The organism is Microbacterium aoyamense, assembly GCF_023155855.1.
Taxonomy (GTDB): Bacteria; Actinomycetota; Actinomycetes; order Actinomycetales; family Microbacteriaceae; genus Microbacterium; species Microbacterium aoyamense.
Window position 1 is genome coordinate 263,640 of sequence record NZ_JAKNUT010000003.1, and the last position, 26,584, is coordinate 290,223.

The following is a 26,584-nucleotide window of genomic DNA, read 5'->3' on the forward strand; positions in this document are numbered from 1 at the left end:
TGCATAGTGGTGTTCCCGGCGGCGCTGCCGCCGCGAGGGGGACACACAGATTCACAAGAAGCATCTCTACTAAAGTGGGGATATCCCCGTAGAGAAACGGTCGCAAACCAGCGACCGGACCCTCTACACGAACGTCCTGAGGAGGACCCAGTGGCTAAGGCCAAGTTCGAGCGCACCAAGCCGCACGTGAACATCGGAACGATCGGTCACGTCGACCACGGCAAGACCACGCTCACCGCCGCGATCTCGAAGGTGCTCGCCGACAAGTACCCGTCGGCCACCAACGTGCAGCGCGACTTCGCGTCGATCGACTCCGCTCCGGAGGAGCGCCAGCGCGGTATCACGATCAACATCTCGCACGTCGAGTACGAGACGCCCAAGCGTCACTACGCACACGTCGACGCGCCGGGTCACGCCGACTACATCAAGAACATGATCACCGGTGCCGCCCAGATGGACGGCGCGATCCTCGTGGTCGCCGCGACCGACGGTCCCATGGCGCAGACGCGCGAGCACGTGCTGCTCGCCAAGCAGGTCGGCGTGCCGTACCTGCTCGTCGCGCTCAACAAGTCCGACATGGTCGATGACGAGGAGATCCTGGAGCTCGTCGAGCTCGAGGTCCGTGAGCTCCTCTCGTCGCAGGACTTCGATGGCGACAACGCCCCCGTCGTCCGCGTCTCGGGCCTGAAGGCTCTCGAGGGCGACGCCGAGTGGACCGAGAAGATCGTCGAGCTCATGGAAGCCGTCGACGAGTCGATCCCCGACCCCGTGCGTGACAAGGACAAGCCTTTCCTCATGCCCGTCGAGGACGTCTTCACCATCACCGGCCGTGGCACGGTCGTGACGGGTCGCGCCGAGCGCGGCACCCTCGCGATCAACTCCGAGGTCGAGATCGTGGGTCTGCGTCCGACGCAGAAGACGATCGTCACCGGTATCGAGATGTTCCACAAGCAGCTCGACGAGGCCTGGGCCGGCGAGAACTGTGGTCTGCTCCTGCGCGGCACCAAGCGTGACGACGTCGAGCGCGGCCAGGTCGTCGTGAAGCCCGGTTCGGTCACCCCGCACACCAACTTCGAGGGCACGGCGTACATCCTGTCCAAGGAGGAGGGCGGCCGCCACAACCCGTTCTTCACGAACTACCGTCCGCAGTTCTACTTCCGCACCACGGACGTCACCGGCGTCATCACGCTGCCCGACGGCACCGAGATGGTCATGCCCGGCGACACCACCGACATGACGGTCGAGCTGATCCAGCCCATCGCCATGGAAGAGGGCCTCGGCTACGCGATCCGTGAGGGTGGCCGCACCGTCGGCGCCGGCACGGTCACGAAGATCCTGAAGTAATTCAGATCTGAGATCTCGGAAGAGGCCCGGTTCCCGAAAGGGACCGGGCCTCTTCTGCGTCGCATCCATGCCGAGTCCGTTGACGGATGCCATGTGCTTCTCAAGAATGAGTACGACGCGCCCACGGGGGGCCGCGAAGGAGCAGACATGGGCATCGAAGACCTCGTCAACCAGGGCAAGGATTTCCTCGACCAGAACAAGGACAAGATCGGCGAGGCGCTCAAGAGCGACCAGGCCGAGGACGTCAGCGACAACGTGCTGGATGCCGCCGCCGACTTCGTCAAGAAGGTCGCGCCCGACAGCGTCGACCAGCACGTCGACGGTGTGCGCGACACGATCGACGGTGCCATCGGCAACGAGAAGTAACGGTTCGCGAAGCATCGCTTCCACGACGCCCGACGCCGACAGCGTCGGGCGTCGCTGTGTGTCCGCCGTGCATCCCGCTCCGCGACACGCCCGAGTTTGCGACACGCCCGGGCTGCACGTAGACTAGGGAAGTTCCACATTCCTGCGCGCCCTTCGGCGTGCGACGGATCACTGCCAGGGCAGTGCATAGACGGCGCCTCTCACGGGGTGCAAGGTTCTAGGCCGCGGGCAGCAGAACACCCATCCGAACCCCACCACGGGCCTGCAAGGGCCGGAACGTGCGTTGCGGGGAGGAGCCGGATGCCGCGGCGTTCGGTCTGACAGCAGAACAGTGGTGCAGCATGCGCCGCGGCAACGCGGTGAACGAAGTGCCCAGGGCGAGGGAGCACCCTCCCACGCCCCCGTGCGTCCAATGCCCCCGAGGTACGACGCGGAAAGAGAGTGAGCAGACAATGGCGGGACAGAAGATCCGCATTCGCCTGAAGTCGTACGACCACGCCGGCCTCGACGCCTCGGCGCGCAAGATCGTCGACACCGTGACCCGTGCCGGCGCGACCGTCGTGGGCCCCGTGCCCCTTCCGACCGAGAAGAACGTCATCCCGGTCATCCGGTCGCCCCACAAGTACAAGGACAGCCGCGAGCACTTCGAGATGCGCACCCACAAGCGCCTCATCGACATCATCGACCCGACGCCCAAGGCCGTCGACTCGCTGATGCGTCTCGACCTCCCGGCCGATGTCAACATCGAGATCAAGCTCTGAGGCTCGCCATGACTGACATCAACTCCAAGGTTTCCAAGGGCCTGCTGGGCACCAAGCTCGGTATGACCCAGGTCTGGGACGAGAACGGCAAGATCGTTCCCGTCACCGTCATCGAGGTGGCCCCCAACGTGGTCACCCAGATCCGCACCCCCGAGAAGGACGGCTACAAGGCCGTGCAGATCGCCTACGGCCAGATCGACCCGCGCAAGGTCAACAAGCCGCAGACGGCCCACTTCGAGGCTGCCGGTGTGACGCCCCGTCGTCACCTCACCGAGGTCCGCACCGCGGACGCTGCTGACTACTCACTCGGTCAGGAGCTCACGGTCGAGGGCACGTTCGAAGCCGGCCAGCTCGTCGACGTCGTCGGTACGAGCAAGGGCAAGGGCTTCGCGGGTGTCATGAAGCGCCACAACTTCAAGGGCGTCTCGGCTTCGCACGGTGCGCACCGCAACCACCGCAAGCCCGGCTCGATCGGCGCATCGTCGACCCCGAGCCGCGTCTTCAAGGGCATGCGCATGGCCGGCCGTATGGGTGGCGAGCGCGTGACCGTCCTCAACCTCACGGTGCACGCCGTCGACGCCGAGAAGGGTCTGCTGCTCGTCAAGGGCGCCGTCCCCGGTGCTCGTGGCCGCATCGTCTACGTCCGCAACGCAGTGAAGGGTGCCTGAACATGGCTGACTCGACTCTCGCGCTCGACGTCCTGAAGGCCGACGGCAAGAAGGCAGGCTCCGTCGAGCTGCCCGCCGCGCTCTTCGACGTCAAGACGAACATCCCGCTGATCCACCAGGTCGTCGTCGCGCAGCGCGCGGCGGCTCGCCAGGGCACCCACTCGACCAAGCGTCGCGGTGAGGTCTCGGGCGCCGGCCGCAAGCCCTTCAAGCAGAAGGGCACGGGTAACGCCCGTCAGGGCTCGATCCGCGCGCCGCACATGACCGGCGGTGGCATCGTCCACGGCCCGAAGCCGCGCGACTACTCGCAGCGCACCCCCAAGAAGATGATCGCCGCCGCCCTCCTCGGTGCACTGAGCGACCGCGCCCGCGGTCAGCGTCTGCACATCGTCGACGGCTTCGGCATCGAGGGTGCGCCGTCGACCAAGGCCGCCGCTGCGGTGCTGGCTTCGGTCGCCCCCACCAAGAACGTGCTGGTCGTCATCACGCGTGACGACGAGCTCAGCATCCTGAGCGTCCGCAACCTCGCGTACGTCCACGTGCTGTACTCCGACCAGCTCAACGCCTACGACGTGCTCGTCTCGGACGACATCGTCTTCACCAAGGCCGCCTACGACGCCTTCGTCGCGTCGAAGACGACCACCGAGGAGGTCTCGGCATGACCGGCATCAACAAGGACCCGCGCGACATCATCCTGAAGCCGGTCGTCTCCGAGAAGAGCTACGGGCTCATCGACGAGGGCAAGTACACGTTCCTCGTGGACCCCCGCGCGACCAAGACCGAGATCAAGCTCGCGATCGAGAAGATCTTCGGCGTCAAGGTGGCTGCGGTCAACACGATCAACCGCGTCGGCAAGGCCCGTCGCACCCGCTTCGGCACGGGCAAGCGCAAGGACACCAAGCGCGCCATCGTGACGCTCAAGTCGGGCACCATCGACATCTTCACGGCAGTCGGCTGACGGTCGGGATAGAGGACTAGAGAACATGGCTATTCGCAAGTACAAGCCCACGACCCCGGGTCGCCGCGGCTCGTCGGTGGCCGACTTCGCCGAGATCACCCGATCGACGCCTGAGAAGTCGCTCCTCCGCCCGCTCGCCAAGACCGGTGGCCGCAACAACCAGGGTCGCATCACGACGCGTCACATCGGTGGTGGCCACAAGCGCCAGTACCGTGTCATCGACTTCCGTCGCAACGACAAGGACGGCGTCAACGCCAAGGTCGCGCACATCGAGTACGACCCCAACCGCACGGCGCGCATCGCGCTCCTGCACTACTTCGACGGCGAGAAGCGCTACATCATCGCGCCGAACAAGCTGTCGCAGGGCGACATCGTCGAGTCGGGTCCCTCGGCCGACATCAAGCCGGGCAACAACCTGCCGCTCAAGAACATCCCGACCGGTACCGTGATCCACGCGATCGAGCTGCGTCCCGGTGGCGGTGCGAAGCTGGCGCGTTCGGCGGGCACCTCGGTGCGTCTCGTCGCCAAGGACGGCCCCTACGCTCAGCTGCGTCTGCCCTCGGGTGAGATCCGCAACGTGGATGCCCGCTGCCGCGCGACGATCGGCGAGGTCGGCAACGCCGAGCAGTCGAACATCAACTGGGGCAAGGCCGGTCGCAACCGCTGGAAGGGCATCCGCCCGACCGTCCGCGGTGTCGCGATGAACCCGGTCGACCACCCGCACGGTGGTGGTGAGGGCAAGACGTCCGGTGGTCGTCACCCCGTCACTCCTTGGGGCCAGGCTGAGGGTCGCACCCGCCACGCCAACAAGGAAAGCGACAAGTACATCGTCCGCCGCCGTAACGCCGGCAAGAAGCGCAAGTAGGAGTAGAGGAAGATGCCTCGCAGCCTTAAGAAGGGCCCCTTCGTCGACGAGCACCTGCTTCGCAAGGTGGTCGTGCAGAACGAAGCCGGCTCCAAGAACGTCATCAAGACCTGGTCGCGTCGTTCGATGATCATCCCGGCCATGCTGGGTCACACGATCGCCGTCCACGACGGACGCAAGCACATCCCCGTGTTCGTGTCCGAGACCATGGTCGGCCACAAGCTGGGCGAATTCGCGCCCACCCGCACCTTCCGCGGCCACGAGAAGGACGACAAGAAGGGTCGCCGCCGCTGACGCGGGGGCGCTCCCAGAAGCAGAGATAGGAGGAGAAGCAATGGTGGATTCCATCGCACGCGTGAAGCACATCCGCGTGACCCCTCAGAAGGCTCGTCGTGTCGTCGCTCTCATCAAGGGCAAGCAGGCTCAGGAGGCCCTGGCCATCCTGAAGTTCGCGCCCCAGAGTGCCAGCGAGCCGATCTACAAGCTCGTCGCCGCCGCGATCGCGAACGCTCGCGTCAAGGCGGACAAGGACGGCGAGTACCTGGACGAGCAGGACCTGTACGTGGCCAACGCGTACGTCGACGAGGGCACGACGCTCAAGCGTTTCCAGCCCCGTGCACAGGGTCGCGCGTTCCAGATCAAGAAGCGCACGAGCCACATCACGGTCGTGCTCGCTACCCCCGAGGTCGCTGAGGCGACCCCGGCAGCCACGACCAAGAAGGCGAGCAAGTAATGGGCCAGAAAGTCAACCCGTACGGCTTCCGCCTCGGGATCACCACCGACCACGTGTCGCGCTGGTTCTCCGACTCGACGAAGCCCGGTCAGCGTTACGCCGACTACGTCGCGGAGGACATCAAGATCCGCAAGCTCCTGCAGACGCAGCTCGACCGCGCCGGCGTGAGCAACATCGAGATCGAGCGCACGCGTGACCGCGTCCGCGTCGACATCCACACCGCCCGCCCGGGCATCGTGATCGGCCGCCGCGGCGCCGAGGCCGAGCGCATCCGTGCCGACCTCGAGAAGCTCACGGGCAAGCAGATCCAGCTGAACATCCTCGAGGTCAAGAACCCCGAGGCCGACGCTCAGCTCGTCGCTCAGGGCATCGCCGAGCAGCTCTCCGCACGTGTGGCGTTCCGCCGCGCGATGCGCAAGGGTCTGCAGGGCGCGCAGCGCGCCGGCGCCAAGGGTGTCCGCATCCAGGTCTCCGGCCGCCTCGGCGGCGCCGAGATGAGCCGTTCGGAGTTCTACCGCGAGGGTCGTGTGCCGCTGCACACGCTGCGCGCGAACATCGACTACGGCTTCTACGAGGCCAAGACCACCTTCGGCCGCATCGGCGTGAAGGTCTGGATCTACAAGGGCGACCTCACCAACAAGGAACTGGCTCGCGAGCAGGCCAACGCGCCGAAGGCGCCCCGTGGTCGTGACGACCGTGGCGGCGACCGTCGCCGTGGTCCGCGCAACGAGGCCCCCGTCGCAGAAGGAGCGTCTGCCTGATGCTTATTCCCCGCAAGGTCAAGTACCGCAAGCAGCACCACCCGGGTCGCTCGGGCCAGGCCACCGGCGGCACCAAGGTGTCGTTCGGCGAGTTCGGCATCCAGGCCCTCACGCCCGCTTACGTGACCAACCGTCAGATCGAGTCCGCTCGTATCGCGATGACGCGTCACATCAAGCGTGGCGGCAAGGTGTGGATCAACATCTACCCCGACCGTCCGCTCACCAAGAAGCCCGCTGAGACCCGCATGGGTTCCGGTAAGGGTTCGCCCGAGTGGTGGGTCGCGAACGTCAAGCCGGGTCGCGTCCTCTTCGAGGTCGCCGGCGTCAACGAGGAACTCGCTCGTGAGGCCCTGACCCGTGCTATCCACAAGCTGCCGCTCAAGGCACGCATCATCAAGCGCGAGGAGGGCGACGCATAATGGCGATCGGCACCAAGACGCTCGCCCCGAGCGAGCTCGACACGTTCGAAGACCAGCGCCTCGTCGAGGAGCTGCGCAAGGCCAAGGAAGAGCTGTTCAACCTGCGCTTCCAGTCGGCCACCGGCCAGCTCGAGAGCCACGGCCGCATCCGTGCGGTCAAGCGCGACATCGCGCGGCTCTACACCGTCATCCGTGAGCGCGAGCTCGGCATCCGTGCCACGCCCGCTCCGGTCGAGACGGCCACGAAGGCGAAGAAGACGAAGGCCAAGAAGGCGGATGCCGCTGACGAGGCCGTGAAGGAAGAGGCCGAGTGATGGCTGAGACCACCGAGAAGAAGCCCGCCGCGCCCAAGAAGGCACCGGCGAAGAAGGCTGCCGCCAAGGTCGAGACCCCGGTCGCGACCGTCGAGGCCGTCGCCCTCAAGGGCCACGAGTCGGCCGAGCACGACGTCCGCGACGCGGACGCCCGCGGCTACCGCAAGTCGCGCCGCGGCTACGTGGTCAGCGACAAGATGGACAAGACGATCGTCGTCGAGGTCGAGGACCGCGTGAAGCACCCCCTCTACGGCAAGGTCATCCGCCGCACGTCGAAGGTCAAGGCGCACGATGAGGCCAACTCGGCCGGCATCGGCGACCTCGTCGTCATCAACGAGACCCGCCCGCTGAGCGCCACCAAGCGCTGGCGTCTGGTCGAGATCCTGGAGAAGGCCAAGTGATCCAGCAGGAGTCCCGCATCAAGGTGGCCGACAACACCGGCGCCAAGGAGCTGCTCACGATCCGCGTGCTCGGCGGCTCGCACCGCCGGTACGCCGGTCTGGGCGACATCATCGTCGCGACGGTCAAGGACGCCATCCCGGGCGGCAACGTCAAGAAGGGCGATGTCGTCAAGGCCGTCGTCGTCCGCACCAAGAAGGAGACGCGCCGTCCCGACGGCTCGTACATCAAGTTCGACGAGAACGCCGCCGTCATCCTGAAGAACGACGGGGAGCCCCGCGGCACCCGCATCTTCGGACCGGTCGGCCGTGAGCTTCGCGACAAGAAGTTCATGAAGATCGTCTCGCTGGCCCCGGAGGTCATTTAAGTCATGGCGAAGATCAAGAAGGGCGACCTCGTTCAGGTCATCTCGGGCGCCAAGCCCGAGCGCGGCGGAGACCGCGGCAAGCAGGGCAAGGTCCTCGAGGTCCTTACCGAGCAGAACCGCGTCATCGTCGAGGGCGTGAACTACGTCACCAAGCACACCCGCGTGGGCCAGACCCAGCGCGGCACCAAGACCGGCGGCATCGAGACCTTCGAAGCCCCGATCCACATCTCCAACGTCCAGCTCGTCGACCCCTCGACCAAGAAGCCGACCCGCGTCGGCCACCGTGTCGAGGAGCAGACGAAGGACGGCGTGAAGCGCACCGTTCGCGTGCGCTACGCGAAGAAGTCAGGCAAGGACCTCTGAGAATGAGCAACGCAACTGCCGTGGAGGCTGGCAAGATCCAGCCCCGCCTCAAGCAGAAGTACCAGGGCGAGATCAAGAAGGCTCTGCAGGACGAGTTCGGCTACGCCAACGTCATGCAGATCCCGGGCCTCGTCAAGGTCGTCGTCAACACGGGTGTCGGCGAGGCTGCTCGCGACTCCAAGGTGATCGATGGTGCGGTCGACGACCTCACCAAGATCACGGGTCAGAAGCCCGTCGTCACGAAGGCCCGCAAGTCCATCGCGCAGTTCAAGCTGCGCGAGGGTCAGGCCATCGGCGCGCACGTCACGCTTCGCGGTGACCGTGCGTGGGAGTTCGTCGACCGTCTCGTGAACCTCGCGCTGCCCCGCATCCGCGACTTCCGCGGCCTGTCGCCGAAGCAGTTCGACGGCAACGGCAACTACACGTTCGGTCTCCAGGAGCAGTCCGTGTTCCACGAGATCAACCAGGACAAGATCGACCGCGTGCGCGGGTTCGACATCACGATCGTGACGTCGGCGAAGACGGATGACGAGGGTCGCGCTCTTCTGCGTGCGCTCGGCTTCCCCTTCCGCAGCGAGGACGCTCAGGCCTGAGCAGGATGTCCCGGGCACGACCCGGGGCCGTCATCGTAGGTCGTCTGTCGTGTAACGGCAGCCGAAACCTCATGAACAAAGGAAACAACACATGACAATGACAGACCCGGTCGCAGACATGCTGACCCGTCTGCGCAACGCGAACTCGGCGCACCACGACACCGTGTCGCTGCCGAGCTCCAAGCTCAAGACGCACATCGCCGAGATCCTCCAGCAGGAGGGCTACATCGCCGGCTGGGAGGTCAGCGACGCCCGCGTCGGCCAGACCCTCACGCTGACGCTCAAGTACGGCCCGAACCGCGAGCGGTCGATCGCCGGCATCAAGCGCGTGTCGAAGCCCGGCCTCCGCGTCTACGCGAAGTCGACCGAGATCCCCACCGTCCTCGGTGGCCTCGGCGTCGCCATCCTGTCCACCTCCTCCGGTCTCCTCACCGACCGTCAGGCCGAGCAGAAGGGCGTCGGCGGGGAAGTCCTCGCCTACGTGTGGTGACCTGAGAATGTCTCGTATCGGACGTCTTCCCATCGACATCCCCGCCGGAGTGACCATCTCGGTCGACGGCCAGGACGTCGCCGTCAAGGGCCCGAAGGGCGAGCTCACGCTCACCGTTTCGAACCCCATCGAGGTCAAGGTCGAAGAGGGCCAGGTGCTCGTCACCCGTCCCGACGACGAGCGCGAGTCGCGTTCGCTGCACGGCCTGACCCGCACGCTCATCAACAACAACATCATCGGCGTCACCCAGGGCTACACCAAGGGGCTCGAGGTCGTCGGCACCGGTTACCGCGTCGCCCAGAAGGGCAGCTCGATCGAGTTCGCCCTCGGCTTCTCGCACCCCGTGCTCGTCGACCCGCCCGCGGGGATCTCGTTCACGGTCGAAGGCAACAACAAGGTCACCGTGTCGGGCATCGACAAGCAGGCCGTCGGAGAGGCGGCTGCCAACATCCGCAAGATCCGCAAGCCCGAGCCGTACAAGGGCAAGGGTGTGCGTTACGCGGGCGAGGTCGTCCGCCGCAAGGCCGGAAAGGCTGGTAAGTAACCATGGCTGTGAAGTCGAAGTCCGACGCGCGTTCGCGTCGTCACGCCCGCCTTCGCAAGAAGGTCGTCGGCACCGCCGAGCGTCCCCGCCTGGTCGTGAGCCGCTCGTCGCGTCACGTGTTCGTGCAGCTCGTCGACGACAGCAAGGGTCACACCGTGGCATCCGCCTCGACGCTCGAGGTCGACCTGCGTTCGCTCGAGGGTGACAAGACCGCCAAGGCCCGCAAGGTCGGCGAGCTCGTCGCCGAGCGCGCCAAGGCCGCCGGCGTCACCGACGTCGTGTTCGACCGCGGTGGCAACCGCTACGCGGGCCGTGTCGCCGCGATCGCCGACGGCGCTCGCGAAGGAGGTCTGAACCTGTGAGCGATGCAACCAACAACAACGTGGAGAACGAAGTGACCGAGCAGGCTCCTGCCGCCGCCACCGAGGCGCCCGCCGAGCGTGAGCGCGAGCCGCGTCGCGGTGGTCGCGAGCGCAACCAGAACCAGCGCGACCGTGGTGGTCGCGATGCCGACAAGAGCCAGTTCCTGGAGCGCGTCGTCACGATCAACCGCGTGTCGAAGGTCGTCAAGGGCGGCCGTCGCTTCAGCTTCACGGCGCTCGTCGTCGTGGGTGACGGCAACGGCGTCGTGGGCGTGGGCTACGGCAAGGCGCGCGAAGTCCCCCTCGCCATCTCGAAGGGTGTCGAAGAGGCCAAGCGCAACTTCTTCCGCGTGCCCCGTGCCGGTTCCACCATCCCGCACCCCGTGCAGGGCGAGGCCGCTGCCGGCGTCGTGCTGCTGCGTCCGGCCGCTGCCGGTACCGGTGTCATCGCGGGTGGTCCCGTGCGCGCCGTGCTCGAGTGCGCAGGCATCCACGATGTCCTGTCGAAGTCGCTCGGCTCGTCGAACACGATCAACATCGTCCACGCGACGGTGGAGGCCCTGAAGCAGCTCGAGGAGCCCCGCGCGGTCGCCGCGCGTCGCGGCCTCGAGTTCGACCAGGTCGCCCCCGCCCGTCTCGTCCGTGCCGAGGCCGAGGCCGCGGCTGCTGCGAAGGCAGGTGTCTGATGGCTGCGCGCCTGAAGGTTACCCAGATCAAGTCCAAGGTGAGCGAGAAGCAGAACCAGCGCGACACGCTGCGTTCGCTCGGTCTGAAGCGGATCAACGACTCGGTCGTCCGCCCCGACGACGCGCAGACGCGCGGCTACGTCAAGACCGTCGCGCACCTCGTGAAGGTTGAGGAGATCGACTGATGGCTGACAAGGCCGAGAAGAACGACGCCGTCGAGGAGAAGGCCCCCAAGGCCGCCGCGAAGGCACCCGCCAAGAAGGCTGCGGCTCCCAAGGCCGCGGCCGAGAAGGCCGCGCCCAAGAAGGCTGCGGCTCCCAAGGCTGCTGCCGCCGACAAGGCCGAGAAGGCTGAGAAGGCTCCCGCCAAGGCTGCTCCCAAGAAGGCCGCCGCGAAGAAGGCGGATGCTCCGGCATCCCGCCCCGGCGTTCTCAAGGTGCACCACCTGCGCCCCGTCCCCGGCGCCAACACCCCCAAGACCCGCGTGGGTCGCGGTGAGGGCTCGAAGGGCAAGACGGCCGGTCGTGGCACCAAGGGCACGAAGGCCCGCTACCAGGTCAAGATCGGCTTCGAGGGTGGGCAGATGCCGCTGCACATGCGCACCCCGAAGCTGCGCGGGTTCAAGAACCCGTTCCGCGTGGAGTACCAGGTCGTGAACCTGGACAAGCTCGCGGAGCTGTACCCGAGCGGTGGCGACGTCACCGTGAGCGACCTCGTCGCCAAGGGTGCTGTTCGCAAGAACGAGAAGGTCAAGGTGCTCGGCACCGGCGACATCGCGGTCAAGCTCACCGTTTCGGTCGACAAGGTCTCGGGTTCCGCCGAGCAGAAGATCGTCGCGGCGGGCGGTTCCGTCAAGTAGTACCTCTCAACGGGGGTCGGAGATCCTCCGGCCCCCGTTGGGTTACCCTGGATGGCGGACGCCGCGCGCGTTCCGGCATCCCCTCTGGAGGCATCCTCTTGTTCAGCGCCATCGCGCGGGTCTTCCGCACTCCCGACCTTCGGCGGAAGATCGCATTCACTCTGGCGATCATCGCCCTGTATCGCCTCGGCGCGCACGTACCCGCGCCGTTCGTGGACTTCCCCAACGTGCAGGAGTGCCTGCGTCAGTCGGCGGGCACGGACGGCCTGCTCTCGCTCGTGAACCTCTTCTCCGGCGGTGCGCTGCTGCAGCTGTCGATCTTCGCGCTCGGGGTCATGCCGTACATCACGGCGACGATCATCGTCCAGCTGCTCCGCGTGGTCATCCCGCACTTCGAGACCCTCTACAAAGAGGGCCAGGCGGGCCAGGCGCGTCTGACGCAGTACACGCGTTACCTCACGATCGCGCTCGCTCTGCTGCAGTCGACGACGCTCGTCACGGTCGCCCGCAGCGGTCAGCTCTTCGGATCCACCGGTGTTCCCGAGTGCGAGCAGCTCCTCACGAACGACGTGTGGTGGGCTCAGCTCCTCATGATCATCACGATGACCGCCGGCACCGGCCTCATCATGTGGTTCGCCGAGCTCGTCACCGAGCGCGGCATCGGCAACGGCATGTCGCTGCTCATCTTCACCTCGATCGCGGCGACGTTCCCCGCGGCGATGTGGGCCATCTGGCAGTCGCGCGGCTTCGAGACGTTCCTGCTCGTGCTCGCTGTGGGCGTCGTCGTCGTCGCCCTCGTCGTCTTCGTCGAGCAGTCGCAGCGGCGCATCCCGGTGCAGTACGCCAAGCGCATGGTCGGCCGTCGCACGTACGGCGGCACGAACACCTACATCCCGATCAAGGTCAACATGGCCGGCGTCGTGCCCGTCATCTTCGCCTCGTCGCTGCTGTACATCCCCGCGCTCATCGCGCAGTTCAACCAGCCGCAGCCGGGCGAGCCCGTGCCGGGCTGGGTCGCGTGGATCCAGCAGAACCTCGTGTCGGGCGACAGCCCGCTCTACATGCTGGTCTACTTCCTGCTCATCATCGGCTTCACCTACTTCTACGTCGCGATCACGTTCAACCCCGTCGAGGTCGCCGACAACATGAAGAAGTACGGCGGCTTCATCCCGGGCATCCGCGCGGGGCGCCCGACGGCCGAGTACCTCGACTACGTCCTCACCCGCATCACGCTGCCCGGGTCGATCTACCTCGGTCTGATCGCCCTCATCCCGCTCGTGGCACTCGCCACCGTGGGCGCGAACCAGAACTTCCCGTTCGGTGGCGCATCCATCCTGATCATCGTCGGTGTCGGCCTCGAGACGGTGAAGCAGATCGACGCGCAGCTCCAGCAGCGACACTACGAAGGGCTCCTGCGATGACCCGTCCCGCACGTCTGCTGATCGTCGGCCCCCAGGGTTCCGGAAAGGGCACCCAGGGTGTCCGGATCGCCGAGGAGTTCGGCATCCCGGTCGTCTCGACGGGAGATGTCTTCCGTGCGAACGTCAAGGACGGCACGCCGCTCGGGCTGCAGGTCAAGGCGATCATCGAGGCGGGCGATCTCGTGCCCGACGCGCTCACGAGCGAGATCGTCCGCGACCGGCTGTCGCAGGACGACGCGGCGAGTGGTTTCCTGCTGGACGGGTACCCCCGCAACCTCGGTCAGGTCGGCGACCTCGCGACGTTCCTCGACGGGCGTGGCGAGGGGCTCGACGCCGTGATCGAGCTGCAGGTCCCGCGCGCGGAGAGCATCGATCGTCTGACGCGACGCGCTTTCGAGCAGGGGCGCACCGACGACACCGAAGAGGTCATCGCCAATCGCCTCGCGATCTACGAGACCGAGACGGCGCCCATCCTCGACGTGTACCGCGAGCAGGGGATCGTCGACGCGATCGACGGGATCGGCTCGCTCGACGAGATCACCGATCGCATCATCGCTGCTCTCGAGGCGCGGGGTCTCGCGCGTCGCGCCGCGGCCTGAGATGGGGCTCCGCCGTTCGATCTACAAGTCACCCGCGCAGCTGCGGGCGATGATCGAGCCCGGCCTCATCACGGCTGCCGCACTCGACGCCGCGCGTGCGCTCATCGCTCCCGGCGTGACGACGGGGGAGTTGGATGCCGCGGCGTCCGCCGTCATCACCTCTCGCGGCGCGGTCTCGAACTTCCAGATGGTGCGCGGCTATCGCCACACGATCTGCGCATCGGTCAACGAGCAGGTCGTGCACGGGATCCCCGGCGCCCGCGTGCTCGAGCCCGGCGACATCGTCTCGATCGACGCGGGCGCCGAGTTCAAGGGGTGGAACGGCGACTCGGCCTTCAGCCTCGTGATCCCCGATCCGTCCCGGCCCGACGTGGTCGCGGCGCGACAGCGCCTGTCGGATGTCACCGAGGGCTCGCTCTGGGCCGGTATCGCGGCGCTCGCGTCGGCGAAGCGGCTCGGCGAGATCGGCACGGCCGTTCAGGAGCACATCGAGACGCACGCCCCTGAGGGCGGCTACGGGATCCTGCGCGACTACGTCGGTCACGGCATCGGCCGCAAGATGCACGAGTCGCCCTCGGTCTTCAACTACCGCGTGAGCGACCCGGGTCCCGAGGTGCGGCCCGGTCTCGTGCTGGCGATCGAACCCATGGTCGTCATCGGCGATCAAGAGACCCTGATCGAGGACGACGACTGGACGGTCTCGACCGTCGACGGCACAGCCGGCGCACACTGGGAGCACAGCGTCGCGGTGCACGATGGTGGTATCTGGGTGCTCACGGCACCCGACGGCGGCGCGGCGGGGCTCGCGCCGTTCGGTGTGACACCGGTCGCGATCGACTGAGTACGGGAGAGAGTCTTGGCACAAGCACAGCGCAGGTTCAACTGGTTCGCTGCGGGTATCAGCATCGCGGTCGTCGTGGTGCTCGTCCTCGTCGTGGTCCTCGTGGTGTGGATGAACAACGCCAACTCGGGCGGCGGCGCACGACCCGATGGCTCGGGGATCGACTCCGAGACCGGCGCGGTCGTCGTGGGCGAGGGATCGAACTCGATGGATCTGTGGTTCGACTTCTACTGCCCGCATTGCCAGGAGTTCGAGGACGAGTACGGTTCGACGGTGGACGACCTGCTCGAGCAGGGGGACATCACGCTCAATCTGTACCCCGTCGCCCTCGCCAGTCTCAACGCCGCTTCGGGCACCGACTTCTCGAAGCGCTCGGCCAACGCGCTGTACTGCGTCGCCGAGGCCGAGCCGAGCGCCGCGTACCCCTTCATGCAGGCGCTCTTCGCGACGCATCCGACGGGCCCGGGTCAGACCGATGAGGAGCTCATCGCGATGGCGGCGGACGCCGGGGCCACCGGAATCGACGCGTGCGTGACCGACGGCGAGTACATCTCGTTCGTCGAGGACCAGACGACGAAGCTGCCGACCAACCCCGCAACGGGCGGCGCCGGCACGCCGACGGTGATCGTGAACGGCGAGTTCGTCACCCTCACGGGCGACCCGCAGGCGGACCTCGTCGACCGCATGAAGTGACGACGGGATGCCGCGGCCGCGCATTTGCCGCGGCATCCAATATCACGTACTATTGATCTTTGGTGCCTTGCGCCTTCATTGGCGTGTCGGGGCACCGAAAATCCCATCCAACCCGCAGACCGACCGGTCTGCTTTATGTGAGCGAGTGTATGGCGAAGAAAGACGGTGTCATCGAGATCGAGGGCGTCATCTCCGAGGCCCTGCCCAACGCGATGTTCCGCGTCGAGCTGACCAACGGACATAAGGTGCTGGCCACGATCTCGGGCAAGATGCGGCAGAACTACATCCGCATCATCCCCGAAGACCGTGTCGTCGTCGAGCTTTCGCCCTACGACCTCACGCGCGGACGCATCGTCTACCGCTACCGCTAGACCGGTCGAGAAGTAACACCCCAGGCCCCGGCCTGCCCGGTGAAGACAGCGAAGAGAAGAAATCATGAAGGTCAACCCCTCCGTCAAGCCCATCTGCGACCACTGCAAGGTCATCCGTCGCCACGGTCGCGTCATGGTCATCTGCAAGAGCAACCCGCGTCACAAGCAGCGCCAGGGCTGATCGGATGCCGCGCGCGCGGCTCCGTGACTGACAACTCAACACACAACGGCAGGATCAGAACCTCTTCGGAGGGGACACCTCGGGCGGGGGCCCGGGCACCGATCCTGCTCCACACCCCCATGACTCCTAGGAGAATCGCATGGCACGTCTTGCCGGCGTTGACATCCCGCGTGACAAGCGCGTGGTGATCGCACTGACCTACATCTACGGTGTGGGTTCCACCCGTTCGCGTGAGATCCTCACCGCGACCGAGATCGATGAGAGCATCCGCGTCAAGGACCTCACCGATGACCAGCTCATCGCCCTTCGCGACTACATCGAGGGCAACTACAAGGTAGAGGGTGACCTCCGCCGTGAGGTCGCAGCCGACATCCGCCGCAAGGTCGAGATCGGCTCGTACGAGGGTCTCCGCCACCGCCGCGGTCTCCCGGTGCGCGGTCAGCGCACGAAGACCAACGCGCGTACCCGCAAGGGCCCCAAGCGCACCGTCGCCGGCAAGAAGAAGGCGCGCTAAGGCGCGGCCCCCAGGGTTTAGGAGAACACGCACATGGCACAGGCCAAGACCGCCGCGCGCAAGCCGCGCCGCAAGGAGAAGAAGAACATCGCGCTGGGCCACGCCCACATCAAGTCGACGTTCAACAACACGATCGTCTCGATCACCGACCCCACCGGCGCCGTCATCAGCTGGGCGTCCTCGGGTGGCGTGGGCTTCAAGGGCTCGCGCAAGTCGACCCCCTATGCCGCAGGCATGGCCGCCGAGTCGGCCGCCCGCCAGGCGCAGGAGCACGGCGTCAAGAAGGTCGACGTCTTCGTGAAGGGTCCGGGTTCGGGTCGCGAGACCGCGATCCGCTCGCTCCAGGCCGCAGGCCTCGAGGTCGGCTCGATCAACGACGTGACGCCGCAGGCGCACAACGGCTGCCGTCCGCCGAAGCGCCGCCGCGTCTGATTCCGGAGCCGGAGCCTTCTCGCGAGGCTCCGGCGTTCCGGGTCTCGATACGCCGCTTCGCGGCTGTTCGACCACCGGCATGGATGCCTGGCCCAGGCATCCCCTGAGAAAAACTCAACACCTCACAAAACCGCACGTGTCATATAGCGGGCACGTGATCGAAAGGAACACATAGTGCTCATCGCACAGCGTCCCACCCTGACCGAGGAAAAGGTCGGGGAGTTCCGCAGCCGCTTCATCATCGAGCCGCTCGAGCCCGGCTTCGGCTACACGATCGGCAACGCGCTGCGTCGCAGCCTTCTGTCGTCGATCCCCGGCGCCGCAGTGACGTCGATCCGCATCGACGGCGTCCTCCACGAGTTCAGCACCATTCCCGGTGTCAAGGAGGATGTCACCGAGATCATCCTCAACATCAAGCAGCTCGTCGTCTCGTCCGAGCGCGACGAGCCCATCACGGCGTACCTGCGCAAGACCGGTTCGGGCGAGGTCACGGCCGCCGACATCTCGGCTCCGGCCGGTGTCGAGGTGCACAACCCCGAGCTCGTCATCGCGACGCTCAACGACACCGCGAAGTTCGAGCTCGAGCTCACGATCGAGCGTGGCCGCGGCTACGTCTCGGCGACCCAGAACCGCAACGAGTACGCCGAGGCCGGGCAGATCCCGATCGACTCGATCTACTCGCCCGTGCTCAAGGTCTCGTACCGCGTCGAGGCGACTCGCGCCGGTGAGCGCACGGACTTCGACAAGCTCGTGCTGGACGTCGAGACGAAGAACTCGATCGCCCCGCGCGACGCCGTCGCGTCGGCCGGTCGCACGCTGACCGAGCTGTTCGGCCTGGCACGCGAGCTCAACGTCGAGGCCGAGGGCATCGAGATCGGCCCCGCGCCGGTCGAGACCGTCCTCTCGAACGAGCTGTCGATGCCGATCGAGGACCTCGATCTGTCGGTGCGCTCGTACAACTGCCTCAAGCGCGAGGGCATCAACACGGTCAGCGAGCTCGTCGCGCTCAGCGAGACGCAGCTCATGAACATCCGCAACTTCGGTCAGAAGTCGGTCGACGAGGTGCGCGACAAGCTCATCTCGCTCGGTCTGTCGCTGAAGGACTCGGTGCCCGGGTTCGACGGCGCGCACTTCTACGGCGGCTACGACGACGAGACCGTCTGAGCCCCGGTTCCCCCGAATTCTGATCCTGGAGTAATTGAGAATGCCCAAGCCCACGAAGGGACCCCGCCTCGGAGGCGGACCCGCACACGAGCGCCTGCTGCTTGCCAACCTCGCCGCGGCCCTCTTCACGCACAAGTCCATCAAGACGACCGAGACCAAGGCCAAGCGCCTGCGTCCGCTCGCCGAGCGTCTGGTGACCTTCGCCAAGCGCGGCGACCTGCACGCGCGTCGCCGCGTGCTGTCGGTCATCGGTGACAAGGAAGTCGTGCACGTCCTGTTCACCGAGATCGCGCCGCTCGTCGCCGACCGTGAGGGCGGCTACACCCGCATCACGAAGGTCGGCAACCGCAAGGGCGACAACGCGCCCATGGCGGTCATCGAGCTCGTTCTCGAGCCGGTCGTGAAGAAGCCGTCCGCCAAGAAGGCCGCGGCCAAGGCCGCGCCCGTCGAGGCGCCCGTCGAAGAGGCCGCAGCCGCGGAGGCTCCCGCCGAGGAGACCGTCGACGCCGGTGCCGAGTCGCAGGAGGAAGGCGCCGCCGCTGAGGCTGCTGCCGAAGACGCCGCCATCGTCGAAGAGGCTCCGGCCGACAAGGCCTGATCGCGCTCTCGCACGAGACCCGCTCGCCCTTCCGAGGGTGAGCGGGTCTCGTCGTTTCGCGGCGCGTACGCTGAAGGGATGAGCGAGAAGTCCACCGCCGACCGCATCGACGCCCCCGCCGTGGTCGCGCCGCCGCAGCATCCGGCCGTCGCGATCTGGCGCTCCGCGACGGCGGACGACGTCGAGCTCATCATGGACCTGGTCCAGGCGGCCGACCGCATCGATCACCCGTCGTGGCTCACGCCCCGCGAAGACGTCGAGGAGACGTTCGAGTCGTCGTGGATCGACCCGATCCGTGACACGATCCTCGGGCTCGACGCCGAGGGCCGGGCCGTCGCGATGGGTGGTGTGATGGTGCATCCGTCGCGCGATCATCACCTGCACGCGTACTTCACCGGACGCGTGCACCCCGAGCTCCGGGGTCGCGGAATCGGCCGCGAACTCATGCGCTGGGAGCACGAGCGCGCGCTGCAGGCGCTCGCCGAGCTCGACAGTCCACTCCCCGCCGCGATCTTCGTCTACGCGGAGGAGACTGACGTCGCGGCCCGTCATCTGGCGGAGCGGAGGGGACTGCGGGAGGAGCGCTGGTTCTCGACGATGGTGCGCGATCTCGCGCTCGAGATCCCGACGATCGAACAGACCATGGATGTCGGCGCCTCCGCGATCGACATCGTGGTCTACGACTCTTCCCGCAAAGAGGCCGCGCGTCTCGCGCGCAACGACGCGTTCCGCGACCACTGGGGGAGCCTCGAGACACCGCCCGAGCGCTGGTCGCAGTTCGTGGACGGGCCGTTCCTGCGCCCCGATCTGTCATGGCTCGCCGTCGAGGACGACCGCATCGTCGCCTTCGCGCTGGGCTCGGTCAACGAGGAGGACTGGGCGGTGCAGGGATACTCGAGCGTCTACATCGACCTCATCGGGGTCACGCGCGACCGGCGGGGACGCCGACTCGCGCCGGTCGTCATCACGGCTCTCCTTCGGGCGGCCCGGGCCGCCGGCCTCGAGAAGGCGGTGCTCGACGTCGACACCGAGAGTCCGACGGGCGCGAACAGCCTGTACGGCCGACTCGGCTTCGAGCCGACGGAGCGCTCGGTGGCGCTCGTCGCACACCACTGACAGCGGTTACTGGATCTGCGTGACCTTCTCGCGCGAGCTGCGGTAGAGCCGCTCCGCGAGGTCGTGCTGGATCTGGGCGCGCTGCAGCTCGATCGCGTCGATCGTGGACGCGACGGCGTCGGCGAAGACACGGCCTCCCGCGTCACCGGGATGGATCTGGTCACCGGCCAGCAGCTGCGGCTGCGCCCCGATGGCACCGGCCCAGTCCACGACCCGGACACGAGGATGGGTCTGCGCGAACGCGGCGAGGTCGGCGTTGACGCCCGGGATCCACGATCTGGGCGCGTAGGCGTTGACGAGGAGGACGGTGCGGTCCGGCCCCGCGACGGCGACCATCCGCTCGAGGGAGGGGATGTTCACCGGGCCGTTGGTGCCGAGTGCGATGACGACGTACGGTCGCAGCGCGCCCGCGGCCGCCAGGTTCTCGAGGATTCCCGGACCGGCATATGTCGATCGTGAGACGGCTGCATCGATCTGGATGCCGGGGTACCGCGCCAGCAGGGCGGGGGCGGATGCGAGCATGACCGAGTCGCCGACGGCGGAGATCTGGTCGCCTGTGACGACCGCGGGGATCACTTCGTCGACGGGATCCGTGGCAGGGGCCTCGGTCGGAGCAGGTGACGGCGTCGCCGTCGCCTCCGGCGCGGCCGACTCGAGCGCTTCCGCGCCCGCGGTCACGACGGCCTCGGCTGAACCCATCTCCGGTGCCGACGCGATGGCTGCCGACGTGCCGCCGGCGACCATGAGCGTCGCGGCGAGTGTCGCGAGTGCGCCGAGGCGGGCATCGGGCGATCCCTTGAGGCGCCGGCCGAGGGCGCGCGCTGCGCCGCGGAATCCCAGGCGTCGGATGGGGGCTTCGACCCACCGGTAGGAGACTTCGGCGAGGGCGAGGGTCATCGCGAGCACCGCGACACCGAGCAAGGGCGCGAAGCCGACCTCGGGTCCCGTGCCCTGCACGCCGGCGACGACGAGCACCAGGAGCGGCCAGTGCCACAGGTAGATGCCGTACGACCGGTCGCCGATCCAACGCAGCAGCGGACGATCGATGGCCGGCCCGAAGGCGGACCCCGGCCACACGCCGGCAGTGATCGCGACGGCGCTCAGAACGCTCGCCGCCACCAGCATCCCGGGGAAGGTCGCCGCCGTCGGCGTGGCGGGCACGAACGCGACGACGAAAAGGCCGATGAGCGCCAGCGCGCCGATTACGCCGGTGACGCGCCGCGTGCGCCGCTGCGCCGTCGTGTCGTGCACGAGCGTGACGACCCTCCACCCGCCCGCGAGAAGGATCGGCGGCTCGGCGCGCAGAGCGGCGCTGCGCAGCACCTGCTCGAGCGCGAACGCGAGCCCCACGCCGAGCAGGATCCCGAACGCGTGGGTGTCGGTGCCGAAGTAGCCGCGGGTGACGGCGCCGGATGACGTGACCGACGCCATCCACGTCGCCGACGCCGCAGCCAGCAGAAGCGTCGCACCGACCCGCCCCCACGTCCGTGGGATGAGGAGGAAGAGCGGCAGCACGAGCGGCCAGATCACGTAGAACTGCTCTTCGACCGCGAGCGACCAGAAGTTGCGGAAGAGCTCGGGGGCCGCGAGGCCGAAGTAGTCGGCGTTCCCCGCGATCGAGAGCCAGTTGTAGCTGAAGGTGAAGGCGCCGAGGACCTGCTCGCCGACTCGGAGGAGGACATCGCCTCCGATGAGCCAGGCCGCGCTCGCGCACACCGTGACGACCAGCGCGAGGGCGGGGAGGAGCCGGCGGGCGCGACGGATCCAGAACGCGCCCAGGCGGATGCCGCCGGTCGCGGCGTGCTCGCGCAGCAGGAGGGTCGTGATGAGGAATCCGCTGATCACGAAGAAGACGTCGACGCCGACGAAGCCCCCCGGGAAGACCGACGGAGGGAACAGGTGATAGCCGACGACGAGCGCGACCGCGATTGCACGCAATCCATCGAGACCCGCGTAGCGCCGACCGGGTACGCCGCTCTTCTCCGCTTCGCGGAGTGGCGGGGGCGCGGCCGGGCGCGACGTCATCGCTGGTTCCATATCGAGAGGTGACAGTCTACGTCGGACGGCTGGAAGGCCCGTCCGGGACGCGCGTGCGGCCGCTCCGGGATGCGCACTCTATCCGCGCGGCGGGCGGAGCGCTAGGGTGAGCGCATCCTCGGCACCGGCGAGGATGGGGATCGGCCGTGCGCGATGCGCACGACGAGGAGCGCGAGTGTCGGAGCAGACCGCATCTGCCGCGGCATCCACCCCGTGGGTGGGCACGCCGCGCGTACGCTCGCGCGCGGGCCTGTCGATCTACTCGATCCTGCTCATCATGCTGCTGTCGGTGAGCGTGCTGTCGAGCATCGTGGTCGGCGTCATCGGATATCTCAACGGCACCGAGGCGCTGCGCGCCATCGCCTACGAGAAGCTCCTCGAGATCCGTGAGAACCGCGCGCGCGAAGTCGCCCAGCTCTTCACGACGATCGAGAACTCGGTGCGTCTGAGCGCGATGAACGAGACGAGCACGCAAGCGGCGACAGCCTTCGCCGAGGGGTTCGCGCAGCTGCGGGAGCAGGGGACGGATGCCGCGGTCGACGACGCGGTCGCCGCGTACTACCAGGATGACTTCGCGACGAAGCTGTCCGAGGCGACGGGCGAGCCCGTCGACGGGTCGACCTTCGCGCCCAGGGACCCGGCCGCGGAGTACCTGCAGTACAACTACGTCATCCCCTACGACACGTGGGAGGACGCGATCCAGACGGATGACGCGGGCGACGGCAGCGCGTGGTCTGCGGCGCACGCGCAGTACCATCCGTACTTCCGCGCGATGACGGAGCTCAACGACTTCGAAGACGTGCTCATGATCGACACGACGGGCAACGTCGTGTACTCGGCCTTCAAGGGGGTCGACCTCGGAGCGAACCTGCTCGAAGGGCCGTACGCGCTGTCGAATCTCGCCGAGGCGTATCGCACGGCGATGAGCGGCAACATCGTCGGCGACGTCGTGCTCGCCGACTTCGCCGCGTACAGCCCGAGTCTCGGCAGCCCCGCCGGCTGGGCGGTCACGCCGATCGCCGAGGACGGCGAGGTGATCGGGGCGCTCGCGATCGAGTTGCCGATCGACCGCATCAACGACGTCATGACCGTAGGCGGCGACTGGGCGCAGAACGGTCTCGGTGAGACGGGCGAGACCTATCTGGTGGGCCGCGACGGCAAGATGCGCTCGATCTCGCGCGAGCTGTACGACGACCCCGAGTCCTACGAGCGGACGGCTCGGGATGCCGGGCTCTCGCCCGAGGCCGCGGCGCTGATCGTGCGCAACGGCGACACGCTCCTGCAGCAGACGGTCGCGGGCGACGCGATGGCGAAGGCCTTCGCGGGGGATGATGGGACGCTCCTGGAGCGCGACTATCTGGGGCGCGACAGCATGATCGCGTACGCCCCGCTCGGCGTCGGCGACCTGGGCTGGGCCATCGTCGCGCAGGAGACCTCGGCTGAAGCGCTCGTGCCCGTCGAGGACTTCACCCGGAACCTCATCCTGTCCACGGCGGGCATGATCATCTTCGTCTGCCTGCTCTCGCTCGTGCTCGCGCAGGTCTTCGTCCGCCCGCTCCGGCGGCTCAAGACGGCGGCTCGGCGGATCGCGGCGGGCGAAGAGGGTGTGCAGGTGGACGCCGGGTCCAGCGACGAGCTCGCCGACGTCGCGACGGCGTTCAACGACATGAGCCGCAGTCTGCAGGTGAAGTCGAACCTCATCGAGGAGCACGAGAAGGCCAACGAGCGGCTCATCCTGTCATTCATGCCCGAGGGCATGGCCGACCGCTACAAGCACGGCGACGAGGCCATCACGCAGGACAGCGAGGACGTCACGGTCATCTTCGCCGACATCGTGGGGTTCGAGGCGCTGTCGCTCACGCTGTCGTCGGAGGAGTCCATCGCGAAGCTCAACGACCTCATCCGCACGTTCGACGAGGCCGCCGAGAAGCACGGGGTCGAGCGCGTGCGCACGACACGGCAGAGCTACCTCGCGAGCTGCGGGCTGGCGACGCCCCGCGTCGACAACGCGCGGCGGGCCGTCGAGTTCGCGATGGAGCTCGACGCGATCCTGGAGCGCTATTCGGCGCAGCAGGGCGTCGATCTCGGCCTCCGCGCGGGCCTGGATTCCGGCAAGGTCACGAGCGGGCTCATCGGTCGTGCGCGCGTCGTCTACGACATGTGGGGGGATGCCGTGAACCTCGCATTCCGGGTGCAGGGCGACTCGGCCGAGCCGGGCATCTTCATCACGCAGCGCGTTGCCGACCGGATCCCGGACACCATCGGGATCATCCCGTCGGGCGAGGTCGAGACGCAGAGCGGGACGCAGCGCGTGTGGCGGATCGAGACCCCCGTGCCGGTCGTCGAGGCCTGAGGCATCCATGGGCGACATCGTCTCGCAGCCGTGGTTCTGGCCCGCCGTCATCGTCTCGGTGGGCCTGCCGCTCGCGCTCATCGGACTGACCGAGCTGCACAACATGCTCGCGCGGCGGGGGAGCCGTGCCGCTCCGATCGTCGCGATGGTGCGCAACTACCTCGTCCCCGTCGCAGGTGTGCTCGTGCTCATCAGCCAGCCCGGTGCGTGGGAGGGTGAGGGCACGTGGCCCCGCGTGATCTGGACGATCTTCGGACTCCTCGTGATCGTCGTGACGATCAATGCGCTCAATCACCTCGTCTTCCATCGCGCCGAGAAGGGATCCTGGCGGGACCGCTTCCCGACGATCTTCAGCGACCTGATCCGCTTCACATTCATCATCGTGGGCATCGCCGTGCTCTTCGCGTGGCTGTGGAATGCGGATGTCGCGGGCATCTTCGCCGCTCTCGGGGTGACGTCGATCGTCGTCGGTCTCGCGCTGCAGAACGCCGTCGGATCGATCGTCTCGGGCCTGTTCCTCATCTTCGAGGCGCCGTTCGAACTGGGGGACTGGATCGATGCGGGCGGTGTGCGCGGACAGATCGTCGAAGTCAACTGGCGGGCCGTCCACCTCGATACGGGCAACGGGATCGTCGTCATCCCGACGGCGAATCTCGCGGGGGGGTCGTTCACGAACCTCACACGCTCGAGCGATCCGTATGCGGCCGTCGTGGATGTCGCGTTCGCGACAGACGATGCGCCGCTGCGGGTGCGCGGTCTACTCGTCGACGTCGCCCGCGACATCCCCCTCGTGTCTCCGGATCGGGATGCCACCACCGCGACCCTGGGCGGGTCGGTCTACCGCGTGTCGATCCCGCTGCAGAACCCCGGCGACGAGGGAGCCGTCGCGGACGCGTTCTCGACGCGGCTCTGGTACGCGGCGCGCCGTGCCGACCTGCACCTGGACGGCGACCTGACCGACGATTGGAACACCCCGAGCCGGCTGCAGGACGCCCTGCACCAGATCGCTCCGCTGCTGAGTCTGCGCCCGGCAGATGCCGAGGCCCTCGCCTCCGAGGCGCGACTCGAGCGCTACAGCATCGGCGAGGTGCTGCTGCGGCCGGGCATCGTGCCGACCACGACGCGCTTCATCATCGCGGGTCGCGTCGTGCTCGGCATCCCGACCGAGGCGGGCTTCGTGCAGGTGACCGAGCTCGCGCGCGATGACGCCGTGGGCCTCACGGCGCTCACGCGCACGCCGACGATCTCCCGCGCCGTCGCGCTCACCGAGCTCGAGGTCGTCTCGGTGCCGGTCACGGTGCTCGACGACGTCGTCCGCACGCATCCCGTCCTCGCCCGCGAGATCGTGCGGGAGTCCGAGAACCGCGTGCGCCTGGCTCGCGCCGCACTCTCGGCCGTCGGCGAGTCCCTCCACCCGGGGCGCTCGGTGCTCGGCTGAGGCCCGTCGCAAGAGTGCCTCCGGCCGCGTGTCCCACTTCGCGCGGATCATGTCCCACTTCTGCTCGAATGCGGCCTGTATTCCGGGGCCAACTGGGACACGCATGGCAACTTGCCGCATAGGCTCGGTGCCGTGCGCATCCGCCTCGACATCGCCTACGACGGCTCGCATTTCCGGGGCTGGGCGAAGCAGCCCGGCCTGCGGACGGTGCAGGGGACGCTCGAAGACGCCCTCACCCGCGTGCTCGGCGGGGATCCGCGCCTCGTGGTCGCGGGGCGGACGGATGCCGGAGTCCACGCGTCCGGCCAGGTGGCGCACCTGGACCTCGACGAGTCGCAGCGCGAGCGGCTCGAGGCGCGACGCGGAGGCGCATCGGCCGTCGAGACGCTGGCCCGCCGTCTGACGGGCGTCACCGGCGCCTATTCCGATGTCGCGGTGCTGCGCACCTCCCTCGCGCCGGAGGGCTTCGACGCGAGGTTCTCGGCGGTGTGGCGGCGGTACTCGTATCGCCTCGCCGACGCCACCGCGGGCTATGACCCGCTCGAGCGGCTGCGGACGACGACCGTTCGTCCCGCGCTGGACGAGAAGGCGATGGATGCCGCGGCCCGCTCGCTGCTCGGCCTGCACGACTTCGCCGCATACTGCAAGCCGCGCGAAGAGGCGACGACGATCCGGACGCTGCTCGAGTTCGACTGGCGCCGGGACGCCGAGGGGGTCCTCATCGCGAACGTGCGGGCCGACGCGTTCTGCCACAGCATGGTGCGTGCGCTCGTCGGCGCCTGCGTCGCGGTGGGGGAGGGGCGGCTCGACGTCGACGATGTCGCGCTCATCCGCGACGGCCTCGAGCGCGTCCCCGAGGTCAAGGTGCTCGCGGCGCGCGGACTCACACTCGCCGAGGTCGGCTATCCGGCCGACGAGCTCCTCGCCGTCCGCGCCGAGCAGACACGGGCGCGCCGGGACGCCGAGTAGCCGCG

General features: G+C 67.7%; 37 protein-coding genes. 36 read left to right on the forward strand and 1 reads right to left on the reverse strand.

Annotation, left to right across the window (positions count from 1 at the left end; all coding sequences use genetic code 11):
* Nucleotides 1–150: 150 nt before the first annotated feature.
* From tuf to MA876_RS10490, 33 genes are all read left to right on the forward strand, one after another.
* Complete coding sequence (gene tuf, locus MA876_RS10330) at nt 151–1,344, forward strand: elongation factor Tu (RefSeq protein WP_248148492.1); 1,194 nt, start codon at nt 151–153, stop codon at nt 1,342–1,344.
* Between the two features lie 147 nt (nt 1,345–1,491).
* On the forward strand, nt 1,492–1,710 hold the full coding sequence (locus tag MA876_RS10335; RefSeq protein ID WP_248148495.1) for an Rv0909 family putative TA system antitoxin: 219 nt from the start codon (nt 1,492–1,494) through the stop codon (nt 1,708–1,710).
* A 452-nt stretch (nt 1,711–2,162) separates the two neighbouring features.
* A complete protein-coding gene (rpsJ, locus tag MA876_RS10340) occupies nt 2,163–2,471 on the forward strand; it encodes a 30S ribosomal protein S10 (RefSeq protein ID WP_248148498.1) in 309 nt (102 codons plus the stop codon).
* 8 nt (nt 2,472–2,479) lie between these two features.
* Entirely contained in the window at nt 2,480–3,139 is a 660-nt protein-coding gene (gene rplC, locus MA876_RS10345; RefSeq protein ID WP_248148501.1) for a 50S ribosomal protein L3, read from the forward strand.
* A gap of 2 nt (nt 3,140–3,141) precedes the next feature.
* A complete protein-coding gene (rplD, locus tag MA876_RS10350; RefSeq protein WP_248148502.1) occupies nt 3,142–3,801 on the forward strand; it encodes a 50S ribosomal protein L4 in 660 nt (219 codons plus the stop codon).
* Complete coding sequence (gene rplW / locus MA876_RS10355) at nt 3,798–4,097, forward strand: 50S ribosomal protein L23 (protein ID WP_248148505.1); 300 nt, start codon at nt 3,798–3,800, stop codon at nt 4,095–4,097. The genes rplD and rplW overlap by 4 nt, the downstream gene beginning before the upstream one ends.
* Before the next feature lie 25 nt (nt 4,098–4,122).
* On the forward strand, nt 4,123–4,962 hold the full coding sequence (gene rplB / locus MA876_RS10360; RefSeq protein ID WP_248148508.1) for a 50S ribosomal protein L2: 840 nt from the start codon (nt 4,123–4,125) through the stop codon (nt 4,960–4,962).
* A 12-nt stretch (nt 4,963–4,974) separates the two neighbouring features.
* Complete coding sequence (gene rpsS, locus MA876_RS10365; RefSeq protein WP_248148510.1) at nt 4,975–5,256, forward strand: 30S ribosomal protein S19; 282 nt, start codon at nt 4,975–4,977, stop codon at nt 5,254–5,256.
* Between the two features lie 40 nt (nt 5,257–5,296).
* Entirely contained in the window at nt 5,297–5,695 is a 399-nt protein-coding gene (gene rplV, locus MA876_RS10370; RefSeq protein WP_248148512.1) for a 50S ribosomal protein L22, read from the forward strand.
* The gene (gene rpsC, locus MA876_RS10375) at nt 5,695–6,456 is read left to right on the forward strand and encodes a 30S ribosomal protein S3 (protein WP_248148514.1); all 762 of its coding nucleotides are present in this window, start codon (nt 5,695–5,697) and stop codon (nt 6,454–6,456) included. Before rplV ends, rpsC begins: the two co-directional genes overlap by 1 nt.
* Entirely contained in the window at nt 6,456–6,875 is a 420-nt protein-coding gene (gene rplP / locus MA876_RS10380; protein ID WP_018171451.1) for a 50S ribosomal protein L16, read from the forward strand. The genes rpsC and rplP overlap by 1 nt, the downstream gene beginning before the upstream one ends.
* On the forward strand, nt 6,875–7,189 hold the full coding sequence (rpmC, locus tag MA876_RS10385; RefSeq protein WP_274645346.1) for a 50S ribosomal protein L29: 315 nt from the start codon (nt 6,875–6,877) through the stop codon (nt 7,187–7,189). Before rplP ends, rpmC begins: the two co-directional genes overlap by 1 nt.
* Nucleotides 7,189–7,590 carry a 30S ribosomal protein S17 gene (rpsQ, locus tag MA876_RS19035; protein WP_275562587.1) on the forward strand — a complete coding sequence of 134 codons (402 nt, stop codon included), beginning with the start codon at nt 7,189–7,191 and terminating at the stop codon, nt 7,588–7,590. Before rpmC ends, rpsQ begins: the two co-directional genes overlap by 1 nt.
* Nucleotides 7,587–7,955, forward strand: coding sequence for a 50S ribosomal protein L14 (gene rplN / locus MA876_RS10395; RefSeq protein ID WP_248148516.1), 369 nt, complete (start codon nt 7,587–7,589; stop codon nt 7,953–7,955). Before rpsQ ends, rplN begins: the two co-directional genes overlap by 4 nt.
* Before the next feature lie 3 nt (nt 7,956–7,958).
* Nucleotides 7,959–8,318, forward strand: coding sequence for a 50S ribosomal protein L24 (gene rplX, locus MA876_RS10400; protein ID WP_248148518.1), 360 nt, complete (start codon nt 7,959–7,961; stop codon nt 8,316–8,318).
* Nucleotides 8,319–8,320: 2 nt separating this feature from the next.
* Nucleotides 8,321–8,911 carry a 50S ribosomal protein L5 gene (gene rplE, locus MA876_RS10405; RefSeq protein WP_248148520.1) on the forward strand — a complete coding sequence of 197 codons (591 nt, stop codon included), beginning with the start codon at nt 8,321–8,323 and terminating at the stop codon, nt 8,909–8,911.
* Nucleotides 8,912–9,002: 91 nt separating this feature from the next.
* Nucleotides 9,003–9,401 carry a 30S ribosomal protein S8 gene (gene rpsH / locus MA876_RS10410; protein WP_248148523.1) on the forward strand — a complete coding sequence of 133 codons (399 nt, stop codon included), beginning with the start codon at nt 9,003–9,005 and terminating at the stop codon, nt 9,399–9,401.
* Between the two features lie 7 nt (nt 9,402–9,408).
* On the forward strand, nt 9,409–9,945 hold the full coding sequence (rplF, locus tag MA876_RS10415; protein WP_248148526.1) for a 50S ribosomal protein L6: 537 nt from the start codon (nt 9,409–9,411) through the stop codon (nt 9,943–9,945).
* A gap of 2 nt (nt 9,946–9,947) precedes the next feature.
* Complete coding sequence (gene rplR / locus MA876_RS10420; protein WP_248148529.1) at nt 9,948–10,307, forward strand: 50S ribosomal protein L18; 360 nt, start codon at nt 9,948–9,950, stop codon at nt 10,305–10,307.
* Nucleotides 10,304–10,993 carry a 30S ribosomal protein S5 gene (rpsE, locus tag MA876_RS10425; RefSeq protein WP_372491514.1) on the forward strand — a complete coding sequence of 230 codons (690 nt, stop codon included), beginning with the start codon at nt 10,304–10,306 and terminating at the stop codon, nt 10,991–10,993. Before rplR ends, rpsE begins: the two co-directional genes overlap by 4 nt.
* Nucleotides 10,993–11,178 (forward strand): 50S ribosomal protein L30, encoded by a 186-nt coding sequence (gene rpmD / locus MA876_RS10430; protein ID WP_091484804.1) that lies wholly within the window; start codon nt 10,993–10,995, stop codon nt 11,176–11,178. The genes rpsE and rpmD overlap by 1 nt, the downstream gene beginning before the upstream one ends.
* Nucleotides 11,178–11,852 carry a 50S ribosomal protein L15 gene (gene rplO / locus MA876_RS10435; RefSeq protein ID WP_248148532.1) on the forward strand — a complete coding sequence of 225 codons (675 nt, stop codon included), beginning with the start codon at nt 11,178–11,180 and terminating at the stop codon, nt 11,850–11,852. Before rpmD ends, rplO begins: the two co-directional genes overlap by 1 nt.
* 98 nt (nt 11,853–11,950) lie before the next feature.
* Nucleotides 11,951–13,273 (forward strand): preprotein translocase subunit SecY, encoded by a 1,323-nt coding sequence (gene secY / locus MA876_RS10440; RefSeq protein WP_248148535.1) that lies wholly within the window; start codon nt 11,951–11,953, stop codon nt 13,271–13,273.
* The gene (locus MA876_RS10445; protein WP_248148538.1) at nt 13,270–13,872 is read left to right on the forward strand and encodes an adenylate kinase; all 603 of its coding nucleotides are present in this window, start codon (nt 13,270–13,272) and stop codon (nt 13,870–13,872) included. The genes secY and MA876_RS10445 overlap by 4 nt, the downstream gene beginning before the upstream one ends.
* 1 nt (nt 13,873) lies before the next feature.
* Nucleotides 13,874–14,713, forward strand: a complete 840-nt coding sequence (gene map, locus MA876_RS10450) for a type I methionyl aminopeptidase (RefSeq protein WP_248148541.1) — start codon at nt 13,874–13,876, stop codon at nt 14,711–14,713.
* A gap of 15 nt (nt 14,714–14,728) precedes the next feature.
* The gene (locus tag MA876_RS10455) at nt 14,729–15,406 is read left to right on the forward strand and encodes a DsbA family protein (RefSeq protein WP_248148544.1); all 678 of its coding nucleotides are present in this window, start codon (nt 14,729–14,731) and stop codon (nt 15,404–15,406) included.
* A 149-nt stretch (nt 15,407–15,555) separates the two neighbouring features.
* On the forward strand, nt 15,556–15,777 hold the full coding sequence (infA, locus tag MA876_RS10460) for a translation initiation factor IF-1 (protein WP_028496510.1): 222 nt from the start codon (nt 15,556–15,558) through the stop codon (nt 15,775–15,777).
* A gap of 64 nt (nt 15,778–15,841) precedes the next feature.
* Nucleotides 15,842–15,958, forward strand: a complete 117-nt coding sequence (gene rpmJ, locus MA876_RS10465; RefSeq protein ID WP_005050492.1) for a 50S ribosomal protein L36 — start codon at nt 15,842–15,844, stop codon at nt 15,956–15,958.
* Between the two features lie 139 nt (nt 15,959–16,097).
* On the forward strand, nt 16,098–16,472 hold the full coding sequence (gene rpsM, locus MA876_RS10470; protein WP_248148547.1) for a 30S ribosomal protein S13: 375 nt from the start codon (nt 16,098–16,100) through the stop codon (nt 16,470–16,472).
* A gap of 33 nt (nt 16,473–16,505) precedes the next feature.
* Entirely contained in the window at nt 16,506–16,904 is a 399-nt protein-coding gene (gene rpsK, locus MA876_RS10475; protein WP_248148550.1) for a 30S ribosomal protein S11, read from the forward strand.
* A gap of 174 nt (nt 16,905–17,078) precedes the next feature.
* Entirely contained in the window at nt 17,079–18,068 is a 990-nt protein-coding gene (locus MA876_RS10480; RefSeq protein WP_248148552.1) for a DNA-directed RNA polymerase subunit alpha, read from the forward strand.
* A gap of 40 nt (nt 18,069–18,108) precedes the next feature.
* Nucleotides 18,109–18,666: a 50S ribosomal protein L17 gene (rplQ, locus tag MA876_RS10485; RefSeq protein ID WP_248148555.1), complete on the forward strand. Its 558-nt coding sequence runs from the start codon at nt 18,109–18,111 to the stop codon at nt 18,664–18,666.
* A gap of 78 nt (nt 18,667–18,744) precedes the next feature.
* Nucleotides 18,745–19,782, forward strand: a complete 1,038-nt coding sequence (locus tag MA876_RS10490) for a GNAT family N-acetyltransferase (protein ID WP_248148558.1) — start codon at nt 18,745–18,747, stop codon at nt 19,780–19,782.
* Between the two features lie 6 nt (nt 19,783–19,788).
* Here the strand turns inward: MA876_RS10490 and MA876_RS10495 are convergent, their stop codons facing one another.
* Nucleotides 19,789–21,807, reverse strand: coding sequence for an acyltransferase family protein (locus tag MA876_RS10495; protein ID WP_248148560.1), 2,019 nt, complete (start codon nt 21,805–21,807; stop codon nt 19,789–19,791).
* Between the two features lie 187 nt (nt 21,808–21,994).
* On the opposite strand from MA876_RS10495, the gene MA876_RS19310 reads away from it, so the two are divergent.
* From MA876_RS19310 to truA, 3 genes are all read left to right on the forward strand, one after another.
* Nucleotides 21,995–24,172, forward strand: coding sequence for an adenylate/guanylate cyclase domain-containing protein (locus MA876_RS19310; protein WP_248148562.1), 2,178 nt, complete (start codon nt 21,995–21,997; stop codon nt 24,170–24,172).
* Nucleotides 24,173–24,179: 7 nt separating this feature from the next.
* Nucleotides 24,180–25,610, forward strand: coding sequence for a mechanosensitive ion channel domain-containing protein (locus tag MA876_RS10505; protein WP_248148564.1), 1,431 nt, complete (start codon nt 24,180–24,182; stop codon nt 25,608–25,610).
* Nucleotides 25,611–25,742: 132 nt separating this feature from the next.
* Nucleotides 25,743–26,579 (forward strand): tRNA pseudouridine(38-40) synthase TruA, encoded by an 837-nt coding sequence (gene truA, locus MA876_RS10510; protein ID WP_248148566.1) that lies wholly within the window; start codon nt 25,743–25,745, stop codon nt 26,577–26,579.
* Nucleotides 26,580–26,584: the final 5 nt, after the last annotated feature.